This is a genomic window from Bacteroides acidifaciens, assembly GCF_024623065.1.
In the GTDB taxonomy this organism is placed as follows: domain Bacteria; phylum Bacteroidota; class Bacteroidia; order Bacteroidales; family Bacteroidaceae; genus Bacteroides; species Bacteroides acidifaciens.
The window spans coordinates 1-18,826 of record NZ_JANJZR010000080.1; the positions used below are offsets into that span (position 1 = coordinate 1).

At 42.6% G+C, this 18,826-nt stretch carries 14 protein-coding genes and 1 pseudogene; 3 read left to right on the top strand and 12 right to left on the bottom strand.

Going from position 1 to position 18,826, the window contains the following annotated elements; genetic code table 11:
- Positions 1-166: 166 nt before the first annotated feature.
- The 12 genes and pseudogenes from NSB03_RS17050 to NSB03_RS17105 form a co-directional block, all read right to left on the bottom strand.
- Positions 167-1,459, bottom strand: a pseudogene (locus NSB03_RS17050) (acetylxylan esterase).
- 7 nt (positions 1,460-1,466) lie between these two features.
- Positions 1,467-3,182, bottom strand: a complete 1,716-nt coding sequence (locus tag NSB03_RS17055) for a glycosyl hydrolase family 32 (protein ID WP_369888753.1) — start codon at positions 3,180-3,182, stop codon at positions 1,467-1,469.
- 73 nt (positions 3,183-3,255) lie between these two features.
- Complete coding sequence (locus NSB03_RS17060) at positions 3,256-4,524, bottom strand: MFS transporter (RefSeq protein ID WP_128824457.1); 1,269 nt, start codon at positions 4,522-4,524, stop codon at positions 3,256-3,258.
- A 2-nt stretch (positions 4,525-4,526) separates the two neighbouring features.
- Positions 4,527-5,132 (bottom strand): NanQ anomerase/TabA/YiaL family protein, encoded by a 606-nt coding sequence (locus NSB03_RS17065; RefSeq protein ID WP_024988303.1) that lies wholly within the window; start codon positions 5,130-5,132, stop codon positions 4,527-4,529.
- Positions 5,129-5,326 (bottom strand): hypothetical protein, encoded by a 198-nt coding sequence (locus NSB03_RS17070; protein WP_257466522.1) that lies wholly within the window; start codon positions 5,324-5,326, stop codon positions 5,129-5,131. The genes NSB03_RS17065 and NSB03_RS17070 overlap by 4 nt, the downstream gene beginning before the upstream one ends.
- Positions 5,323-6,048 carry a dihydrodipicolinate synthase family protein gene (locus tag NSB03_RS17075; RefSeq protein ID WP_257466523.1) on the bottom strand — a complete coding sequence of 242 codons (726 nt, stop codon included), beginning with the start codon at positions 6,046-6,048 and terminating at the stop codon, positions 5,323-5,325. Before NSB03_RS17075 ends, NSB03_RS17070 begins: the two co-directional genes overlap by 4 nt.
- 28 nt (positions 6,049-6,076) lie before the next feature.
- Complete coding sequence (locus tag NSB03_RS17080) at positions 6,077-7,831, bottom strand: glycosyl hydrolase family 32 (RefSeq protein WP_257466524.1); 1,755 nt, start codon at positions 7,829-7,831, stop codon at positions 6,077-6,079.
- Positions 7,832-7,857: 26 nt separating this feature from the next.
- Complete coding sequence (locus tag NSB03_RS17085; RefSeq protein WP_135038163.1) at positions 7,858-9,678, bottom strand: RagB/SusD family nutrient uptake outer membrane protein; 1,821 nt, start codon at positions 9,676-9,678, stop codon at positions 7,858-7,860.
- Between the two features lie 26 nt (positions 9,679-9,704).
- Positions 9,705-12,902, bottom strand: coding sequence for a SusC/RagA family TonB-linked outer membrane protein (locus NSB03_RS17090; RefSeq protein WP_257466525.1), 3,198 nt, complete (start codon positions 12,900-12,902; stop codon positions 9,705-9,707).
- A gap of 73 nt (positions 12,903-12,975) precedes the next feature.
- Positions 12,976-13,962, bottom strand: a complete 987-nt coding sequence (gene rbsK / locus NSB03_RS17095) for a ribokinase (RefSeq protein ID WP_024988304.1) — start codon at positions 13,960-13,962, stop codon at positions 12,976-12,978.
- A 41-nt stretch (positions 13,963-14,003) separates the two neighbouring features.
- Entirely contained in the window at positions 14,004-14,927 is a 924-nt protein-coding gene (gene rbsK, locus NSB03_RS17100) for a ribokinase (protein ID WP_121766992.1), read from the bottom strand.
- A 227-nt stretch (positions 14,928-15,154) separates the two neighbouring features.
- Positions 15,155-16,696, bottom strand: coding sequence for a BT2802 family ribose utilization protein (locus tag NSB03_RS17105; protein WP_024988305.1), 1,542 nt, complete (start codon positions 16,694-16,696; stop codon positions 15,155-15,157).
- 257 nt (positions 16,697-16,953) lie between these two features.
- Between NSB03_RS17105 and NSB03_RS17110 the strand changes: the two genes are divergently transcribed.
- The 3 genes from NSB03_RS17110 (at position 16,954) to NSB03_RS20910 (ending at position 18,731) form a co-directional block, all read left to right on the top strand.
- The gene (locus NSB03_RS17110; RefSeq protein WP_135038167.1) at positions 16,954-17,757 is read left to right on the top strand and encodes an inositol monophosphatase family protein; all 804 of its coding nucleotides are present in this window, start codon (positions 16,954-16,956) and stop codon (positions 17,755-17,757) included.
- Positions 17,758-17,792: 35 nt separating this feature from the next.
- Complete coding sequence (locus NSB03_RS17115; protein ID WP_024988306.1) at positions 17,793-18,500, top strand: ComF family protein; 708 nt, start codon at positions 17,793-17,795, stop codon at positions 18,498-18,500.
- Between the two features lie 63 nt (positions 18,501-18,563).
- Positions 18,564-18,731 carry a DUF6078 family protein gene (locus NSB03_RS20910; protein WP_242357868.1) on the top strand — a complete coding sequence of 56 codons (168 nt, stop codon included), beginning with the start codon at positions 18,564-18,566 and terminating at the stop codon, positions 18,729-18,731.
- Positions 18,732-18,826 lie beyond the last annotated feature (95 nt).

An 18,826-nucleotide genomic window follows, 5' to 3' on the forward strand; every position in this document is an offset into this window, starting at 1 on the left:
GCAGCTTAAGTGTATTTCACTAAAGTTGCGAGTTTTGATTTATATTGAGGGCGTTTTTGAGCTTTTGACACACCCTCGATGTGTGGTTAAAAATATAAATGAGGGTACCCGCACCGGGTACCCTCATTTATATTTTTAATTAGAGAAACTGTTTAGTACTTATTCATTATTTTGCATTTTGAACTTGTGATTTTAAGTAATCCATTATCCAATTCCATGCACTGTTCATTTGTTCCAGATAAGTGTAATGTCCTGTGTTTTCTGCAATAAATAATTTTTTAGGAGCATTAATCACATTATAAGCCGAATAAATGGTAGTAGGCGGACAAGTCATATCATCATATCCGAAAGAATAGAATCCTGGAACTTTAATTTGGCGTGCAAAGTTTACTACATATAATATTGGGCTGTTTCTATATTTTCAGGAGTACGTCTTTCTTTATCTTTAAACATTTGGTGGCATCCGCCTGCCCGTCCATGTATATAGCCCGCCATATCACATAATCCTGGATAGAATGCTGCTAAAGCCTTAACACGTTTGTCCAGCCCAGCTGTAATAATGGAAAGCGTTCCGCCTTGGCTACTGCCAAAAGTTGCCAAGTTTCCATTAAACTCAGGTAATGAATAAATGAAATCAATAGCTTTCACGCAACCCATATAAACACGTTTGTAATAGTAATCATCTTTATCACTTAAATTCATAAAATAATAATCTTTCATAGCCCCTTTACATAAGTCCTGATAGACTGTTCCCGGCATATTGACAGGAATGCCATGAATCCCTATTTCTAAAATGATAAATCCTTTGGAAGTTCTTTCAATTTCTCCTTTATATGCACTGACTCCTGCGCCGGGAAGTTTCAATATAGCCGGATACTTAGCCGGAACTTTAGGTATGCAAAGGATACCATATATCTGTGAATTGTTACCGTTGTTTTGAAAAGAAATGTGATAGACATTCACCATATCCGTACATCTCTCCGGTAACAGTGTCATAATAGGCTTTAACGGATATTTCTCTGCTTCTGCCTTATTGGTATTCCAGAATGTAAGGAAATCTTTTGGAAGAGAAGTGACAGGCTGAAGCTTTTCAGGGCTGAATCCCACCGTAGATATTCCTTTGTATCCATATCCCTGATAATTGACGAAAACCTGATAACGTAGGTTTCATCGAACCAGCATTGATTCTTGCTATACCGTTTTTAATTTGCGTAGTTCCGGTTTTGTGTGCTTCCATCATGTCTTCGGATATTTCATATCGTACTTCTATATCCAATGGCACGCCACACTTCAATACGGCTACATTGAACTGTACCTTTTCTCCTGCTTTGTACAGATAATCCTTATGTTCGGGAATGATTCGTACTTCTATTAATTTGGCAATAGGAGCTTTCCCGAATGTGATTGTCCATACGCAGGAGAACATAATAATGGATATAAATCGTAAGTGTTTCATGATAAATAAATTAGAACTTTTGGAAACCACTTGCTTTTTCATAAGCTTTTTTCCCTTCCGTATCTTTATTGCTTGTATATCCGGGGCCACCACCGGCAACGTATCCATTACTTTCGCCATTAGTACTTGGACTTACCCAAAATGCGTATAAATCACCATTTTTGAGCTTGAATCTGAATCTGACTTCTTCTCCTGCCAAAGAGGATAAGTCACTGATGCCATTCCATTCCACTTGTTGAATGGTAGAATCAATAGTAACAGCTTTACATTTATCGGCCGAGAAGCCATCAATAACTTTGTTGTTTTTATCTAGGATTTCTACCTTGAGTTCACCTGCCGGACAGTTGACATTGACAAACATATATTTTCCGCTGAATTTGACAGGGCGGGTTGTCAGGCTACCTTCTCCAGTTGTCGACATGGAAGCAAATCCATCTCTGCGAAGTGTTGCCATACCGGTAGCACCGTTCGAATGCATATAGCTTGAGGAATCTCCACCTTTGAATCCGATATAGTAGAATCTTAGTTGGTCGCCTACAACTGTACAGATTCCCCCAACGGATTGCACATAACCACGATCCCAACTGCCGGCTGTGCGGGTAGCCGGAATAAATGCCTCTCTGTAAGGCCTGTCCCAATGGAAACCGTCACGGCTGAAAGAAACTTTCAACTCTGTGATTTTAGGCCTGTTGGCAGCTTTGGCAATTTCATTCTCATCCAATAGAATCTGATGCAATCCCAGCATGACACTTTCATAGCCAACAGCGTTCAGATTATAAAGTTCCGGTGGCAGATTGAATTCCGGATCCGGGGTGTCCTTGTTATCCGCATTGCACCAAAATACAACATCGGCTTTTGTCCAGACAGCACCGGTCAGGAAGTCGGAATGTTCCCTATAATATCTGGCTCTACCATGTGGGGAGTTACCCAATACACCGAGGGTACGTATGCTGAATACCCATTTTTTGCGGAAAGGATTATAAAACATGGTACTTCTATCACCACATGGGCCAGTTTTAGTAAACCAGCTCCATTGCTTTCCATTCGAAGAAATCATGCAGTAGCCGGCATTGTCCGTTGCGTCAGCGTTCGGCGAGCGTAGGAACATCTTATATCTTTCATTGTCGGATGCATCGTAATCCAGTACGACTGCGCATGAATTTGCGGGGAATCTGGATAATGTCAGAAGTTCGTTCGAACCATTATTCAAATCCGGGCGCATCCAGTTGACACCGTCTTTACTGGTTGCATAAGCCATCTTATTGAGCCATCCGGCTTCATACCACATTTTGAATATCTGTTCTCTAGGCTCCCACCATACTCCGCCATCCTTGGCGGAAGCACCGGGAATCTTCGATGTTTCCAGAGCCGTTTCAGGCTTTAGTATAGGGTTCTGTGCGTATTTCTTAGGTTTATAGAATTTGCGTTCCAAATCGGTATTATCTATCAGGAAGTTATCAAAAAATAGCTGACGTCCTATATCAATAGGAACTACTTCCGGGGGAGTTTCCAGATAAGGAACTTTCATAGGTTCGTACGAACTGATATTTATATTTTTCGGTGGCCATACAGAAGGTAATATGATTCCATTGTAGAGGGTTCTCCAATCATCCGACGGGTCGTCAGGATCCGGTGCGAGGTCTGTACCGGAGTTTCCTGGTGGTTCGGATATTCCGTCATCCGTACCGCCACAACTGTAAGATACTAAACAACATAGCAAGAACATGATAATGCTTGCAGGTAGTTTGATTAATCTGCGAAATGAGTCTGTATATTTCATAATTGTTCAGTTTATGTCTTTATTTATTTTTCGATTCAGCCATTAATTCGTCCGTCATATCCATAGTTTTGGGATTCAGCACTTTCAATTGCAGGAATATGGACAGACATACAGAGAGGATCATTATCAAAAAGACGAGGTCTTTATAATTAGCTTCGAACGCTTTGCCCAGTTCGTTGGTGATAATAGCTCCGGCAGCAATTCCGACAAAATTCATGAGCCCGTAGCCTGTGGCACGATAACGCGAGGGAATGAACTGACAAAGAATCGGCATATTATTGGTATCATACATACCGAAACCAAGTCCGAAGAGTATGGCTCCCGCTACAATGAATACGATATTATTTCCATATACCATCATCAAAAGGGCAGGAACGATCAGTGACAATCCGGTGGCACTGGTGTAAACTCTTCCTTTCATATTCTTTTGCACCCATTTGTCGGAAATAAACCCGCCGAGAAATACTCCGACGAATGAAGAAAGGGCTAAAGTGGTAGTGGAGAGCGGTCCTGCGAACTCCATATCCATATTCAAGGTATCGGAAACCATGGTCGGTAGCCAGTTCTTGGTTGTCCATCCGGGGAGATTGAGAGCTGCAAAATAATACAGCATTACCCAGAACGCGATATTGCTGAACAATACGGCTAGTCCTTTGAAGGTCATCAAAAGGTTTTTCTTGATGCTTCTCCGTTGTTCGGTCTGTACTACATAAGTCTTTTTCTCATGCAGCAATGCGATAAGTACAAAACTATAAATGATGCCAATCATTCCGAAAGAGTGGAAAGTGAATTGCCAGGAAGTATGGGCAGCTACCGTAGCTCCAAATCCGCCGATGGCTTGCCCCAGATAAATTCCCGAGGTCAGCATACCGATGGCAATAGACCTTGTTTTTCCTTGATGATAGTCAGCCGTCAGAGACAAGGCGGCAGGTATATAAAAGGCCTCGCTGACTCCCATCAGCGCTCTTAATATATACAAGTGACTGATGTCATGTACGTATCCCATCATAAGGGTGACGGCAGACCATACGAACAGACTGATAACAATCAGCCACTTACGGTTCAAACGGTCTGCAATCATTCCCGATATGGGACTCATAATGGCATATATCCAAAGGAATATAGCCATCAGCCGTCCGAAATTGGTGATAGATTCCAGCTCTTTGATATCCACCATGATGAATGGACGCATCGTAGCCAGCATTTGTCTATCTAAATAGTTGAGTAGAGACACTACAACAAGCATCCCTACTACCATCCATGAATAAAACTTCTTATCTTTCAGCATATCTATATTTTGATTTTAATGACTATTTTCTTCACGCTCACTCCGTCCTTCTCTTTTATACTGGGACGGTGTGCGTCTTTAGGAAAGAAAATATAGAAGACTTCGGGAGTTGCCACTTCATATAGGCCCGGTGCATCAGGCTTGAAAAAGACAATGTCTTTCTTCTCGTCATATTCGCCGATTGGGACAACCTTGTCCAATGTCGTCACTCCCATTCTTTCTTCCCCATTAATCAAGTATTGCAAGTCGATATATCTTCGATGTGCTTCAAAGTTGCATTCTGCTTCTTCTTTAGGAACATACTCACTGACAATGGCATACACTTCACGCCCTATGATTTCGTATTCGCCGGGAGAAAGCCTGCTCAAATCCGTGCCTTTCAAATATTCGAATGTAGCTTTCCATCTTTCGGGATATTGCGCCTGATGTTCTTTCAAAGCATCCATGTCAAGTGTCGGGCTGGCAGATACCGTCCATCCATATTTCCAGTCTACTTCCGTAGTATCAGTACCGGACGCAACAGGTGCAACCTTCTTTTTCGTATTTCCACAGGAACAAGTCATAGCAACAGCAGTCAATAGAGTGATTAGTTTGAATGTTATTCTCATAATACCTGAATGATTTGTTGTTTCAGCTCTGCTACATTCTTTTTGATTGTCTCCAGGTCAGTGCCGTTTACTTTCTGCAAAGGTTCGCAGATGTAGTCGGTTATTAACCCTTCTGTAAATAATGCGGCTTTCAGCCCTTTAAGAAAGGATACACTCGATTTATCAACAGAATAAATTCCGGTAGAAACCTTCATGACCAGTTTTTGCAGTTTGAGTATTCTTTCCGTATCCTTTGCTTTGCAGGCTTTGAACAGGTTGACATAAAGTTCGGGGAACCGGAGTTTACACCGCCATTTCCACCTAACGCCATTGTAGAGGCCAACATTTCATCCGGTCCTACGAGAATGGTAAAATCTGGATACTCAGCTTTCACTTCTGCAAGTAACGTATTGAAATAGGTACCGTTGCCGGAACTGTCCTTCATGCCGATGATGTTGGGATGTTTTGCCAATGTCTTGACTGCTTCGACAGAAATCATTAATTTGGTTTGCGCCGGGATGTTGTATAAAAACAAGGGTAGAGGTATATTATCGGCAATCGTTGTATAATAGTCGATAATTTCTGTCTGGGTCAATCCTAAATAGAACGGAAGTGCAGATACCAGATAACTGGCTCCGCATTCTTTCGCGTAACAAGCCATATTCAGGCTTTCTTCGATGCAACAGTCGGCGATACTGACAAATACGGGAACACGTCCTTTTACATATTCTACCGAATATTTGATTAGTTCCTTTCTCATTCGGGAAGAAATGCTTGTTCCTTCGCCCGTGGTACCCATAAGGAAAACACCGCTGACTCCGCCGTTTATCAGGTGGTCAAGCAATTTCTCCAAGCCTTTGAAATCTATATTTTCTCTGTTGATAAGGGGTGTCACCATTGGAGTTATCACGCCTTCAAATAATTTTTTGTCCATCATAGTTTATATTGTTTTACTGATTATTATTTTAACATCTTTCTAATAAGTTGGGGAAGTTTTCTGCTTTTTTGTAGGCTCTCTTCCCTTCTTTGTCTGTACCGCCACCGAATCCTGGGCCACCTGCTGCGTTGTACCCGTTGCTGGCACCCTCTATATCGGGACTTACCCAAAATGAATACAAATCACCATTGGTAAGATAGAATTTGAAGCGTACCGGTTGGCTCTTTAAGGCGGACAGGTCTTTCTTATTCTTCCACTTTATCTGTGCGATAGTACTGTCTGTCGAGAGAGGTTTGCAATCATTTGCAGAGAATCCCGGAATTACATTATTATCTGCGTCTAATATTTCTACCTTCAACTCTCCGTTCGGGCAACTCACGTTTACAAACATATATTCGCCGGTGAATGTTACCGGACGGGTTAGTAACGTCCCTTTTTCCTTTTGGGCAGAGTAAGAAACAAAACCGTCTCTGCGTAATACAGCTATACCGGTACTTCCATTGGCGTGCATACCATTCTTTTCATATACCGGACTTTTCTTTCTCTTGTTTCCTTCGAAGCCTATATAGTAGAACCAAAGTTGGTCACCTACGATAGTGCACAATCCGCCCACGGATTGTACATACCCTCTATCCCATGAGCCTTCTTTTCGTTCGGCAGGGATAAAGGTATGGCGGTCGGTTCGATCCCAATAAAAACCGTCACGACTATAAGCTACTTTCAGTTCGGTGATTTTAGGGACTCCTGCCTCTCTGCATCTTTCGTTAGATGGCCCCAAGTGTATCTGGGGCAATGATAGCATGATACTTTCGTAAGGCACAGCAGACAAGTTGTATAATTGTGCTTTGTCACCGATATATGGATCCGGATCATCCCGGTAATCAGCGCCGAGCCAGAAAATCAGATCTTCTTTTGTCCATTTTGCCCCTTCCAGGAAATTTGAATGTTCGTGGTAATAGCGGAAGCGTCCGATAGGTACGCGGTTTATGTTTTCCGGATTCCGGAGACTATATACCCATTTCTGTCGGAAAGGATTATAGAACATTGTGCTCCGGTCTCCGCATGGCCCTGTCTTGACAGGTTTTCCCCAATGGATGCCGTCCGGCGAAACCATGCTGAATCCATAATTGAAACGTTCTGTGGAGCCGGGAATCGAGTTGGGAGAACGCAGGAACATTTTGAAACGCTCTTCGGGATTTTTTGTAAAGTGATCCAGCCATACAGTAGAAGAGTCAGCTACAATTTCCGGAACGATTTGGTTGGTTCCCGGTACTACATCCAGATTAGGACGTTCCCAATGCATCCCGTCTTTGCTTGTGGCGTATGCCATTCTGTGCAGCCATCCGGCTTCATACCACATTTTGAAGAGCTGGTCTTTCGGATCCCACCATACGCCGCCGTCTTTGGCACTGGCTCCGGGGATGCCGTAAGTCCCTTGTTCTAGTTCCGTCTCCGGTTTGAGTATCGGGTTGAGGCTCATTTTGCGAGGTATATATGACCTTCGCTCCATATCTGTCCGCTCAATCAGAAAATTGTCTACAAATAGTTGCCTTCCCAAGTCAATAGGAATGATTTCCGGGCGATTGGTAAGATAAGGTACCGGCATTGGCTCATAATTCATGCCGATATTTTTGGGTGGCCAAACTTCAGGTAGTGTGACGCCATTGTACAGAACGTTGTTTAGAGGAGCACCCCCTCTTAAAAAAGAGGGGAATGCTATATTAGGTACAAATGCTGCGGACAATGCCAAACCTGCGTTTTTTATAAAATCACGTCGTTTCATTTATATGCTGTTTTATAATAGGTTAATTAATCGGAAGGACTGTCCCAATGCGGATTCTGTTTCAGATTCGGATTAACAACAAGTGCGGAACTAGGCAATGGAGCCAGGTAATCGCGTTCTTCATTCCAGGTCTTTACTTTATCCGTGTTGACCACTTTATTACCGGAGTTTCCATTGCTTAGGAAGATACCTACATTCAACCCGATTGAGTTCTTTTCTGTAAGATTGCTGGGACGTTCACCTATATAGATGTAGAAGTTGGCATTTCTGACTGTGTATGCAGGTTTGTCCAAATCATACTTGGTTGAAGGTGCGGTAACTGTTGAGAAATAGACTCCCTTGAATTGTTCGGTAAACAAATGACCGGCTTTCCAACGCATGATGTCGTCATAGCGTAGGTTTTCCATTACCATTTCGACTCTGCGTTCTCTCCGGATTTCGAGGATAATTCCTTTATTGCTACCGGATACCAGCGGATATTGTGCTGCCAATACCGGATCCGGATTAGCATTTGCTGCCGCCATATTCATATTCGGCATTCCGACGCGATCCCGTATTAATTTGATGCTTTGTTCCAGGTCTGTCTGAATAAGTGTACCTAACTCGGCCTTAGCTTCGGCATAGTTCAACAGGACTTCCGCATAGCGGTACAGGATAATATCATTCTCATTACTGGTCTGCTTGTCATGGTCACCGGATTGCACATATTTAATCGGCATATATCCGGTGGCAGAGATTTGCATGGCTTCATACAATCTGTTTACGTCATGAGTTTTTCCGATACGGGCGTATCCGGGACATCTGACTGTCTGGAACATACGAGGGTCTCTGTTTTCAAACTCTTCGCCGAAAATCATAGTCTCATAACCTGGTCTGTCTGTGAAACGGCTGCCGTCATTCATCAGATATGAATCCATGAATGCTTTGCTAAGTCCAATCTGGTTGCCACTGGCGTTAATGATGGAATAGTTCGTGTTATGCTTTATACCTAACGCAATACTGTAAGCATAAGCTGTGATTACTTCCACATCACTGGCATTGTTTGTGGCGGGTTGCGCAAACAAGTCCCTATAGGCCACGTCTGTGCCTTCTCCCTTGTCAATGGTATATTTTCCTGAGACCATTAGTGCCTCAGAAGCGGATACACACTCTTTCAGGAACTTTTCCGAACCTTCTATATTGTGGTATTTTCTGAAGGTTCCCTCGAACAAGCAGAAACGGCTTTTCAGAGCCAATGCAGTCCATTTGGTTATTTCATTCAGACTTTTGGCTTCTACACCGTTTTTTATAGCTTTATCCAAGTCTTCCAGAATTTTGTCTGCAATCATCTCCCGAGAGTCACGCGGTTTGTATAGTTCCGGGCTGTTGTCTTCGAGTACAGTGTCGTACCAGGGTACTCCACCGAATGTTTTCAATTTGTCATAGTAAAACTGTGCTCTCAGGTAATAAGCCATTGCATTGTATTTTTCGCGTACAGTCTCATCCGGGCAGTTTACAGAGTATTTCAAGAAAATATTAATCTTTCGCAGATTATCCCAATCCCAGTTTCCGGCTGATTGTGTAGAACTTCTTTTGCCGGTCATGTAGTCGGGAAGTGTAGGCCATATCACATCGTCAGTCTTTTCCATCATTCTTCCGGCGGCTACGCTGGCACCGTTCTCTACATTGGATGCTCCCGACAGCATAGGCAGAAGTCCGTTAATATATAGTCTAAGTTCCGTTTCATTCTTCAGGGAATTTTCCGGGGTCATTTTATCTTGTGGCAACTGTTCCAAATCACAGGCACAGAACGAAAGCGATAGTGAGCTTATCAAAAAGGCTTTCTTTAGTATCGTTGTTGTTTTCATACTTATATATGTTTAGTTTGGGGAAATTAGAAAGTCAGATTTACACCGACAGACACCGTTTTTGAGAACGGATAGATACGTGCGTCGCTGGAGGATATCGCTTGTTCTGGATCTATGTAATCTGTTTTGAAAGGCGACCAATAACATAAGTTTTCACCTGCGAAATAGATTCTCAACCGTTCGATACCTGCTTTGGTGGTAAGTGTGACAGGCAGCGTATAGCCTATTGAAAGATTTTTCAAACGCAGGTAGGCCAAGTTCTGCAAGTACCTGTCGTTGACAACCCGCATCTGTCCGTCGCCGTTGTATGCCGCGCTACCGCGTTCGAGACGGGGAAAGTATGCTCCCTTGTTGTCTTCCGTCCAAGCTTGTTCGGCAAGTCCTTTAGGAAGAAAAGCACTGTTGACACGTCCCCATGACCCCCAGAATTTTTCCATTTCCTTGTCCGGATATAAATCTCTTTTTCCGATACCTTGAAATGCGATAGAGAAATCGAACCCATACCAGTTGATGTTTGCTCCGAAACCATAGTTGTAACGTGGTGTTTCGTTGCCGATTACTTCGAGGTCTCCGTGGTCGTCGAGCGTATTTGCACCATTGTTGATGATATTATTACCATCTTTATCAAGGTATTTTACATCTCCTCCACGTGCTACAGACCATTTACCTTGACTCTTTAAAATATCCCTGTTTACTGCCGACTGGTCTATTTTACTTGTCCATTCTGCTGCTTCCTCGTCCGACTGGAATAATCCGCCCGTTCTGTATCCCCAGATTTCTCCAATTTTCTGTCCTACATAATAATCCGTCAGGATATTCGTGTCGTTTCCCTGATATTTGGTAATTTCAGAGGTAGCATCGCCTAAGGAACCAAATATTTCATAATTCAATGATTTTCCGGCAAGTTTGAAATTGTCGCGCCAGGTTACACTCAGTTCATATCCTTTGGTTTTCATTTCTCCTGCGTTTTGTCTGGGAGGATTCGCACCATACACGGCAGGAAGCGTCACACCATCAACGAACATATCAGATGTCTTTCTGATAAAATAATCTCCACTGAAGTTCAACTTGTTGTTCAGTACACTGATATCTATACCCATATTGAGAGTTCCTACCTTTTCCCAAGTGTAGTCGCCTGCTACTGGGGCAGGAGTAGTTAGATAATAGGTTAGTGCATTGTTGACAATATAAGAAGATTGTTTTTGGGTGATTGTAGAATAAGGATACATACTCACTCCCAACTGGTTTCCGAGTACACCGTACGAAGCTCTGATTTTCAGATTGTCGAAGATATTCAAATTTTTCAAGAATTGCTCTTCACTGATTCTCCATCCGGCAGATACGGAAGGGAAGAAGCCATATCTGTTGCCGGAGAGGAATCTCGAAGAACCGTCATATCTTCCGTTTACTTCCAACAGATAACGTTCCTTATAATTATAATTGGCTCTGAAGAAAAGGCCGAATAGTTCATAGGCAGATGCACCACCTGTAGCTTTAAGATCCGAAGCGCCGGTTCCTGTGGCCAGATTCAAGTCGTTTAAGGTCTCGGACAATACATCCGTACGATAACCGAGCAGATCGTGATTCTGCTGTTTCTCATAATTCATACCTACTGTTGCCGATATATTATGCGATTTTGCGAAAGTGTTGCCGTAGGTAGCGTATGCATTGAACACGTGAGAAGGATTGTAGGACATAGACTTTTGTATATAGTCCTTTTTATGAGTGGAAGAGGTACTCAATTGTGTTTCGTTGGCATATCCGTTTGAGATATACACTACCCCCTGACGTTTCCAATTGTCATCCATAGTGAAACCAAATGTATAATCGGCATTTACGGATAAATTTTTGATGGGGGTAACTTCGACAGAGAATGTGTTCCGGAAACGTCTTTTTCCTACATTACCTCTGGATACGCCACCGTAGATATCCGCAACACGCCCTTCGTTGATGACTTTTCCGTTTTTCATCAGACCGGTATAGTTGCCGTCCGGGCCGATGGGTACGTAGTAAGGTGCACAGTTTATCATGGTTCTGGCAAAAGCTGCATTGGCTGCATTTTCACCAGGATATGTGTGGGAACTGTCAAAGTAGTTTGTCTGGTTTCCGATTTTCAGCCATGATTTTATTTCAGCACTGAATTTGGAAGTTAATGTGTATTGTGTGTATTTTTCGTCTACCCGTTTCATCATACCATCCTTCGTGTAAAAGTTTGCGGATACGTAATATTGGATTTTATCAGTACCACCCGAGATGCTTACATTATGGGATTGCGATGGCATTCTTTCTTTATACATCCAGTTCCACCAGTCGAAGTTGGCGTAGTAGTTGTACTTCTGCCTGCCGTCGCTTTCTGTGGTTGTGACAATCCAGGGGCGATCCGGATTTTCTGTCGTATCATACCGGCGGGCTTCCAGTTCTTTGTAATCTTCTTCCGTATATCCGGTGGCAGCCCCCATGAAACCCTTTTGTCCCATGTAGGAAGTATCATAGATATAAGCATGGTCATATCCAGAAGTGACAAAGTCGGTAGAAACTGTCGGCTTCGACCAGGAGAAATAACCGTCATAAGAAACTTTGGCTTTCCCAGATTTAGCTTTCTTTGTGGTGACCAAGACTACACCGAATGCAGCGCGTGCACCATAGATGGCTGCCGAAGAAGCATCTTTGAGGACAGAAACAGATTCTATGTCGTTCGGATTCAACTGGTCTATACTGCCGGGAATACCGTCTACCAGAATAAGAGGGGAACTTGAATTCACAGAACCCATTCCACGGATGGAGATGGTTCCGCCTGCTCCGGGGCTTCCGGTATTTACCTGGATGTTGACGTTGGGCATAGCCCCCTGTAACATTTGTGTAACGGAAGAGGTGGAACGGTTTTCTAGTACTTCGGCTGTAACCTGGCTGACCGAACCAGTCAGGTTAACCTTTTTCTGCGTACCGTATCCGACAACGACGACTTCATCCAATAATTGGTTGTCATCATGCAGGGTTACATTAATCACTTTCTGGTTGGCCGGTACTGTTACTGATTTGAATCCGACAAAGCTAAATTCAATCGTAGCGTTTGGGTCTGCTTTCACTTGATAGTGACCATTGAGGTCTGTGACGCTTCCGGTAGTTGCTTTTCCATGTTTGACGATGACGGAAACTCCAAGCAGAGGTTCTCCGTTGCCGTCTCTAACGGTTCCTGATACTGTGTTTTGAGCATACATATTCATAGAAAAAATGAATAGACAACTTAGCAATAGTATAAGTTTATGCCTTATACTGTTAGTTGCCGGCAGAAGATTTCTACCTGATAGAATGAATCGTCGGTTCGAGTAGTTTTTCATGTTCATTAAATTTAAAAGTTGAGCGATAAGGTAATTCGTTTTTTAGGATGAAGTGGTTCACTTCTTCGAGAGTAGGGATAGATGGTTGTGCTCCCGAGCGGGTGACGGCAATTGCCGCTGCCGCATTGGCAAACTTGAGAGTTTCCATATCTATCTCTTTTTGAGCGCACATTACAGCCAGAGCACCACAGAATGTATCCCCTGCCGCGATTGTGTCAATAGCATTCACTTTGTAACTGGGAAGCTGGACGCTTGTATAAGCGTTTTTCATATACACGCCATGGCTTCCCAGGGTTATCACAACATTTTGCGCACCTGCGGCAATTAATGCTCCAGCAATTTCTTCCAAATTGTTTCCTGTATGTCTGATACCTGATACAAAAGCTGCTTCTACTTCATTGACTACTAAAATATCAATAGCTTTCATCAACTCTGTATCGATCAGGCAGGCGGGTGCGGGATTAAACAGAACCTTTTTACCTTTTTGTTGTGCTAACAGGGCAATACTCTTAATTGTATTGTAAGGAATCTCAGCTTGCATAACTACTATTTCCGTCTCGTCAATTACTCTGGAAAAGCGATTGATAGAGTCGGGAGATAGAGAGTAGTTTGCTCCCGGGGCTACGGCTATACAATTCTCTCCGCTATCCGCCACGAAAATAAGGGCGGTTCCTGTCGGGTGTTGGGTATCATTGATTATGTAATCCGTAGTGATTCCCTCTTTTTCAAAATTCTTTCTGAGTATGTCGGCATACATGTCATTCCCTAATGAAGTGACAAAAGTGACGGAACCACCCAACCGTGCTGCAGCCACGGCCTGGTTCGCCCCCTTTCCACCAAGGGATTGCATAAAAGAGGCATCGCCGACAGTCTCGCCGGGTGCCGGTAGATGGTTGACTTGGGCAACCATGTCGATGTTTGAGCTTCCAATAACTACTACTTTCATTGTGAATCAGATTTATATTTAACCTAGGTCTTTTCTGTTTTTTATAAAGTGACTTCCATTTTATAAGGGATGGCACTCTGTGCGCCGATACGGGTAACGGCAATCGCCGCCGCTGCATTGGCAAATTCTACAGCTTCCGTTAGTGAGTGTTTTCCGGACAGATAAACGCTGAATGCCCCACAGAATACGTCTCCGGCTCCGGTAGTATCGACTGTTTCCACTTGTTTGGCGGGAATCATGACGTAGTTGTCTTTCTCCTTTACGTAAGCACCGTCTTTCCCCAATGTGATGACAACGTTCTCTATACCTTTGTCTCCGATTGTTTTAGCGGCACGGTGGGCGCTTTCTATATCCATAACTTTAATCCCGGACAGCATTTCGGCCTCAATCCGGTTAGGGAGTATGGTGTGAACATTTCTCAGGAATGTATCACTTAAGGTAGATGCAGGCGCAGGGTTGAGTATTACCTTTTTGCCATATTTATTGGCGATAGTGGCTGCATATTCTGCGGTTTCTATCGGAACTTCAAGTTGCATGAGTATAATATCAGCTTCCTTGATTTTTTCTTCAGCTTTATTGATGTCTTCTTCAGAAAGGGAACGGCTGGCTCCCGGTGCGACGATTATACTGTTTTCTCCGAAAGAATCAACAGAAATGAGTGCTACTCCTGACGGACTTTTTTGGTCAGTGAAGATAAATTCGGTATTAATCTTTTCCGACTTATATATTTCCAGTGCCTGTAATCCGAACAGGTCATATCCGATTTTGGAAATGAAGGTTACTTCAGCTCCCAACCGGGATGCTGCGATAGCTTGGTTGGCTCCTTTGCCTCCGGGGTTCATATAGAAAGTTCCACCTAGTACGGTTTCTCCTGGCACTGGTAGTCTGTTGGCTTTTACAACCATGTCGGTGTTGCAACTTCCAATCACTACTACTTTGGGTTTATGAATAGATACAGTTTCCATGGTATTAAAAATTAAGACGATACAAATGAAAGAAATAATAGTGCATAGTTTTCGACATTAATAATTGATTTATATAATTTCAAAAATGATATCAAATGATAAATCTCTCTTGATAATATGGAAAGATGAGGTGGGTATATAAAGTACATTTATATAATTACAAAGAGAAAAAAGGAGTTTTGGAAGTGCTTTTTTGTGATGAAAAAAGAGGAAGACAATCTTCTGCTTTAAGGTTCTTTAGCAATCATACGCCATCCGAGAACGTCGGAAAGCTTTTCTTTTCGTATTTTCGATTCCATCCATGCTGTGAAATCGAAGATGCGTAAAAGCTGATTTTCATATTTATCATTATATAATTCCTGAACTTCCGGAGATAACTTTTTCCAAAAGGTTTCCCGGTCTTTGCGCAGGATAGGGAGGTTTCTTTTATTCAGAAACCATAGAATAATCCGTTCTGTTTTAAACGTCTGCTCTTTGGGAGAAGACAAACTGCGCGTAATGGAACGTGATTCGTGCTTTATCAGTTCAAATTCTTGTGTTTCATAGTAAGCAATGAGACGGACCAGACGAATCGTTCTCATTAGCGGCAAGTATTTGATATTATGGTCTATAATGGCGTTGCTTATATATTTCTTCGCGGTCTTGTAGTTTTGGTTGCCGATGTGTATGAGAGTAGTGTAGAGTAATAGCTCGCTTTTGCGTATAGGACTCAGCCATGCTTCTTTGTCGTATAGTAACTCCTGATAATGATTCATGAGCTCCGTGCAATTGGAAAAATCACCTTTGTCCAAATAGGGAAACAACTCATATTGGAAAAGCAGGCAGGTGGCGTTCACTTTAAACTCCAATGAAGAGTCCGCTGCGATTAGTTTTCTTAGTCTCTCCAGAAAATAGGGCATCTCATTGTAATTTCCTACCGACCGCAGACTGCCGAGCACTCCCTCGAGTACTGACAAATAGTAAATCGGTGGATTTGACCAGAATTGTTGGTTCTGTTCAAATAGAGAATTCAGTTCTTTGTATGAGTTGAGGGCAGTTCTGTAATCTCCTGCTCCCATTAGATAGTTTGCCTGAAAAAGTTTATGATTTCGTGTCAATTCAAAATTCCCTTCTGCGTCTGAAGAAGCGGCTATATAAAGCTCGTTGACCATAAGGTCGTTCATATCCTGTTTTTGCTTTGCAGTTCGTATGGCTCCGATATGAGAGAGACGGTATTTTAATAAATTATGCAGAGAAGATTGCTCCGTTATTTTTCGAATTTTCTTTAACGATTCATTTTGGATAAAATGTTTGTGAAAAAGTTCCTGCTCTGTCATGTTGGGGAAGTTCAGCCGTAGCAAATATTCCAATTCCTGTTTTTGTGCAATTGTCAGAATCTCATTGTTTTCGTAGAATTGCGCCTGCTTTATTGTGTTGGACAGTATCTCAAAACACTCTTCAAACAGGGAACGCTCATATAGCATACGGGCTTTACATAGGTCGTTCAACAAATCATAGTAGATATCTTTCTTCTTTCTTAATGTGAGTAATGTATCTACCAGTTTCTCATATAAATATTGAATGGATACTTCAAAAGAACCTTTCGGCCTGCGCTTATAAAATTCTTTTTTCACCGCGTTTCCGTCAGGCTGTTTGCTCTTCGTGATAATGTCGTAAATCACAAGATAGTCCTTCTCTTCCTTGTCTTTGACGACCTGCAAGGAGAAGTGTTTCTTTTCTGATTTAGATAGTGAGTATACTAGGGAAATAACGGAGTCGACTCTTTTCATGAAGCCCTTTTGATTAGTATTTATGCTGCAATATTCGGGAAATTCTGTGAAATAAGCAAATCTTAGGTATGTTAAAAAATCCGGTTCGCATAATACAGAATCGGATTCTTTTAAATATTAATGAACAAGAGAATATCCGGAATTTCCATCCTATGTATTGAAAGTTCTTATCTTTTTCAGGGAAAACTCTTACTTCTATCAAAAAAAGTGATAATTTTGGCATAGATTTGTGGGTAGTCTAAATAGCAAAAGAAGAAATGTTAGATTTAAAACAACTTACAGCCGAGGTATGCCGCATTGCAACTGACGCCGGACATTTTTTGAGAGAAGAACGGAAGAACTTCCGTCGTGAACGTGTTGAAGAGAAGCATGCGCATGATTACGTGTCTTATGTAGACAAAGAATCCGAAGTGCGAGTGGTGAAGGCTCTTTCTGCCTTGCTTCCCGAAGCGGGATTTATAACTGAAGAAGGCTCTGCCAGCTATCGGGATGAACCGTATTGCTGGGTGATTGACCCGTTGGATGGAACCACGAACTATATCCACGATGAGGCTCCCTACTGTGTCTGTATTGCTTTGCGTAACCGTACCGAACTTCTTTTGGGTGTCGTTTATGAAGTTTGTCGGGATGAATGTTTTTATGCCTGGCAAGGTGGGAAAGCCTTTATGAATGGTGAAGAAATTCATGTCTCTGCTATTCAGGACGCGAAAGATGCGTTCGTTATCACGGAATTGCCTTATAATCATCTGCAATATAAACAGACAGCTCTCCATCTGATAGATAAGTTGTATGGAGTGGTGGGCGGTATCCGTATGAATGGTTCAGCCGCTGCCGCAATCTGTTATGTAGCTATCGGACGTTTTGATGCCTGGGCGGAAGCCTTTCTAGGTAAATGGGATTATTCCGCGGCAGCTTTGATTGTGCAGGAAGCGGGCGGACGCGTAACCAATTTCTATGGTGAAGAGCATTTTATTGAAGGGCACCATATTATAGCTACGAACGGACACCTGCATCCTTTATTTCAGAAACTTCTGGCGGAAGTTCCACCAGTAGATATGTAGAAAGAATGTCTCCTTATTAATTCCTTACTGTTATTATGAAACACACACTCCTTATAAAAGACTGGCTTGGTTCATTCTTATCCTTGTTCTTTCCCCATTGCTGCATAGTTTGTGGCGGACCGTTGGCGAAAGGTGAAGAATGTCTTTGCACAATGTGCAATATCAATCTCCCACGCACAGATTATCATCTTCGAAAAGACAATCCCGTAGAAAAACAGTTTTGGGGAAAGATTCCCTTGGAACGAGCCACCTCTTTCTTCTTTTACCGGAAAGGAAGTGACTTCCGGCAAATTCTCCACCAACTCAAATACGGCGGACAAAAAGGCATCGGGGCAATCATGGGGCGTTATATGGCAGCCGAATTGCTGGCATCCGGTTTCTTTGATGGGGTTGACATCATACTTCCCGTGCCGTTGCACAAAAAGAAACAGCAGATTCGTGGTTATAATCAAAGCGAATGGATAGCCCGTGGAATTGCCGCCGTAACAGGTATTTCTATTGATACGGAATCCGTAGTGCGGCAAAAGAACACGGAAACGCAAACACGCAAATCCTCTTTTGAACGCTGGGAAAATGTGGAAGGAATCTTTGAACTGCATCATGCGCAATCTCTGACCGGAAAGCATGTACTGATTGTAGACGATGTTTTGACTACAGGTGCTACTACGGTAGAATGTGCTTCCTGCTTGGCAGAGATAGAGGGAATACGGATTAGTATTCTTACTTTGGCGATGGCGGAATAAGAGATGTCTTGCCAAGTATAGATAAGGTAGTATCTAAATAGGTTTAAAAAAAACAATATATTTGTGAATAACAAGATTGGTTACAGCAACGTTCCTGAAAGTTTCTTATATTGCAATCACAATAAATGTCCTCGGCGTGGCAAGTGTCTTCGGTATCAGGTTGCGCTTGATATTTCACAAAAACTTCCTTACTATACGACGGTCAATCCGCAACATAATAGCAGGGAATGAAAATAATTGTGACTTCTTTAAGAGCCTGTTTAAATTCTCTTCAGTCATAATCTTATAGCTGATATTTTAACTTACCCCGGCTCTTCTTGTCGCGT

Bases quoted from the DNA above. Each gene is read 5' to 3' on its own strand.
- NSB03_RS17115 (WP_024988306.1), top strand. From the start codon at position 17,793: ATGAAACACACACTCCTTATAAAAGACTGGCTTGGTTCATTCTTATCC.
- NSB03_RS17080 (WP_257466524.1), bottom strand. From the start codon at position 7,831: ATGAAACGACGTGATTTTATAAAAAACGCAGGTTTGGCATTGTCCGCA.
- NSB03_RS17055 (WP_369888753.1), bottom strand. From the start codon at position 3,182: ATGTTCTTGCTATGTTGTTTAGTATCTTACAGTTGTGGCGGTACGGAT.
- NSB03_RS17090 (WP_257466525.1), bottom strand. From the start codon at position 12,902: ATGAATATGTATGCTCAAAACACAGTATCAGGAACCGTTAGAGACGGC.
- rbsK (WP_024988304.1), bottom strand. From the start codon at position 13,962: ATGAAAGTAGTAGTTATTGGAAGCTCAAACATCGACATGGTTGCCCAA.
- NSB03_RS17110 (WP_135038167.1), top strand. From the start codon at position 16,954: ATGTTAGATTTAAAACAACTTACAGCCGAGGTATGCCGCATTGCAACT.
- NSB03_RS17065 (WP_024988303.1), bottom strand. From the start codon at position 5,132: ATGAGAATAACATTCAAACTAATCACTCTATTGACTGCTGTTGCTATG.
- NSB03_RS17070 (WP_257466522.1), bottom strand. From the start codon at position 5,326: ATGAAGGTTTCTACCGGAATTTATTCTGTTGATAAATCGAGTGTATCC.
- rbsK (WP_121766992.1), bottom strand. From the start codon at position 14,927: ATGGAAACTGTATCTATTCATAAACCCAAAGTAGTAGTGATTGGAAGT.
- NSB03_RS17085 (WP_135038163.1), bottom strand. From the start codon at position 9,678: ATGAAAACAACAACGATACTAAAGAAAGCCTTTTTGATAAGCTCACTA.
- NSB03_RS17075 (WP_257466523.1), bottom strand. From the start codon at position 6,048: ATGATGGACAAAAAATTATTTGAAGGCGTGATAACTCCAATGGTGACA.
- NSB03_RS17105 (WP_024988305.1), bottom strand. From the start codon at position 16,696: ATGAAAAGAGTCGACTCCGTTATTTCCCTAGTATACTCACTATCTAAA.
- NSB03_RS17060 (WP_128824457.1), bottom strand. From the start codon at position 4,524: ATGCTGAAAGATAAGAAGTTTTATTCATGGATGGTAGTAGGGATGCTT.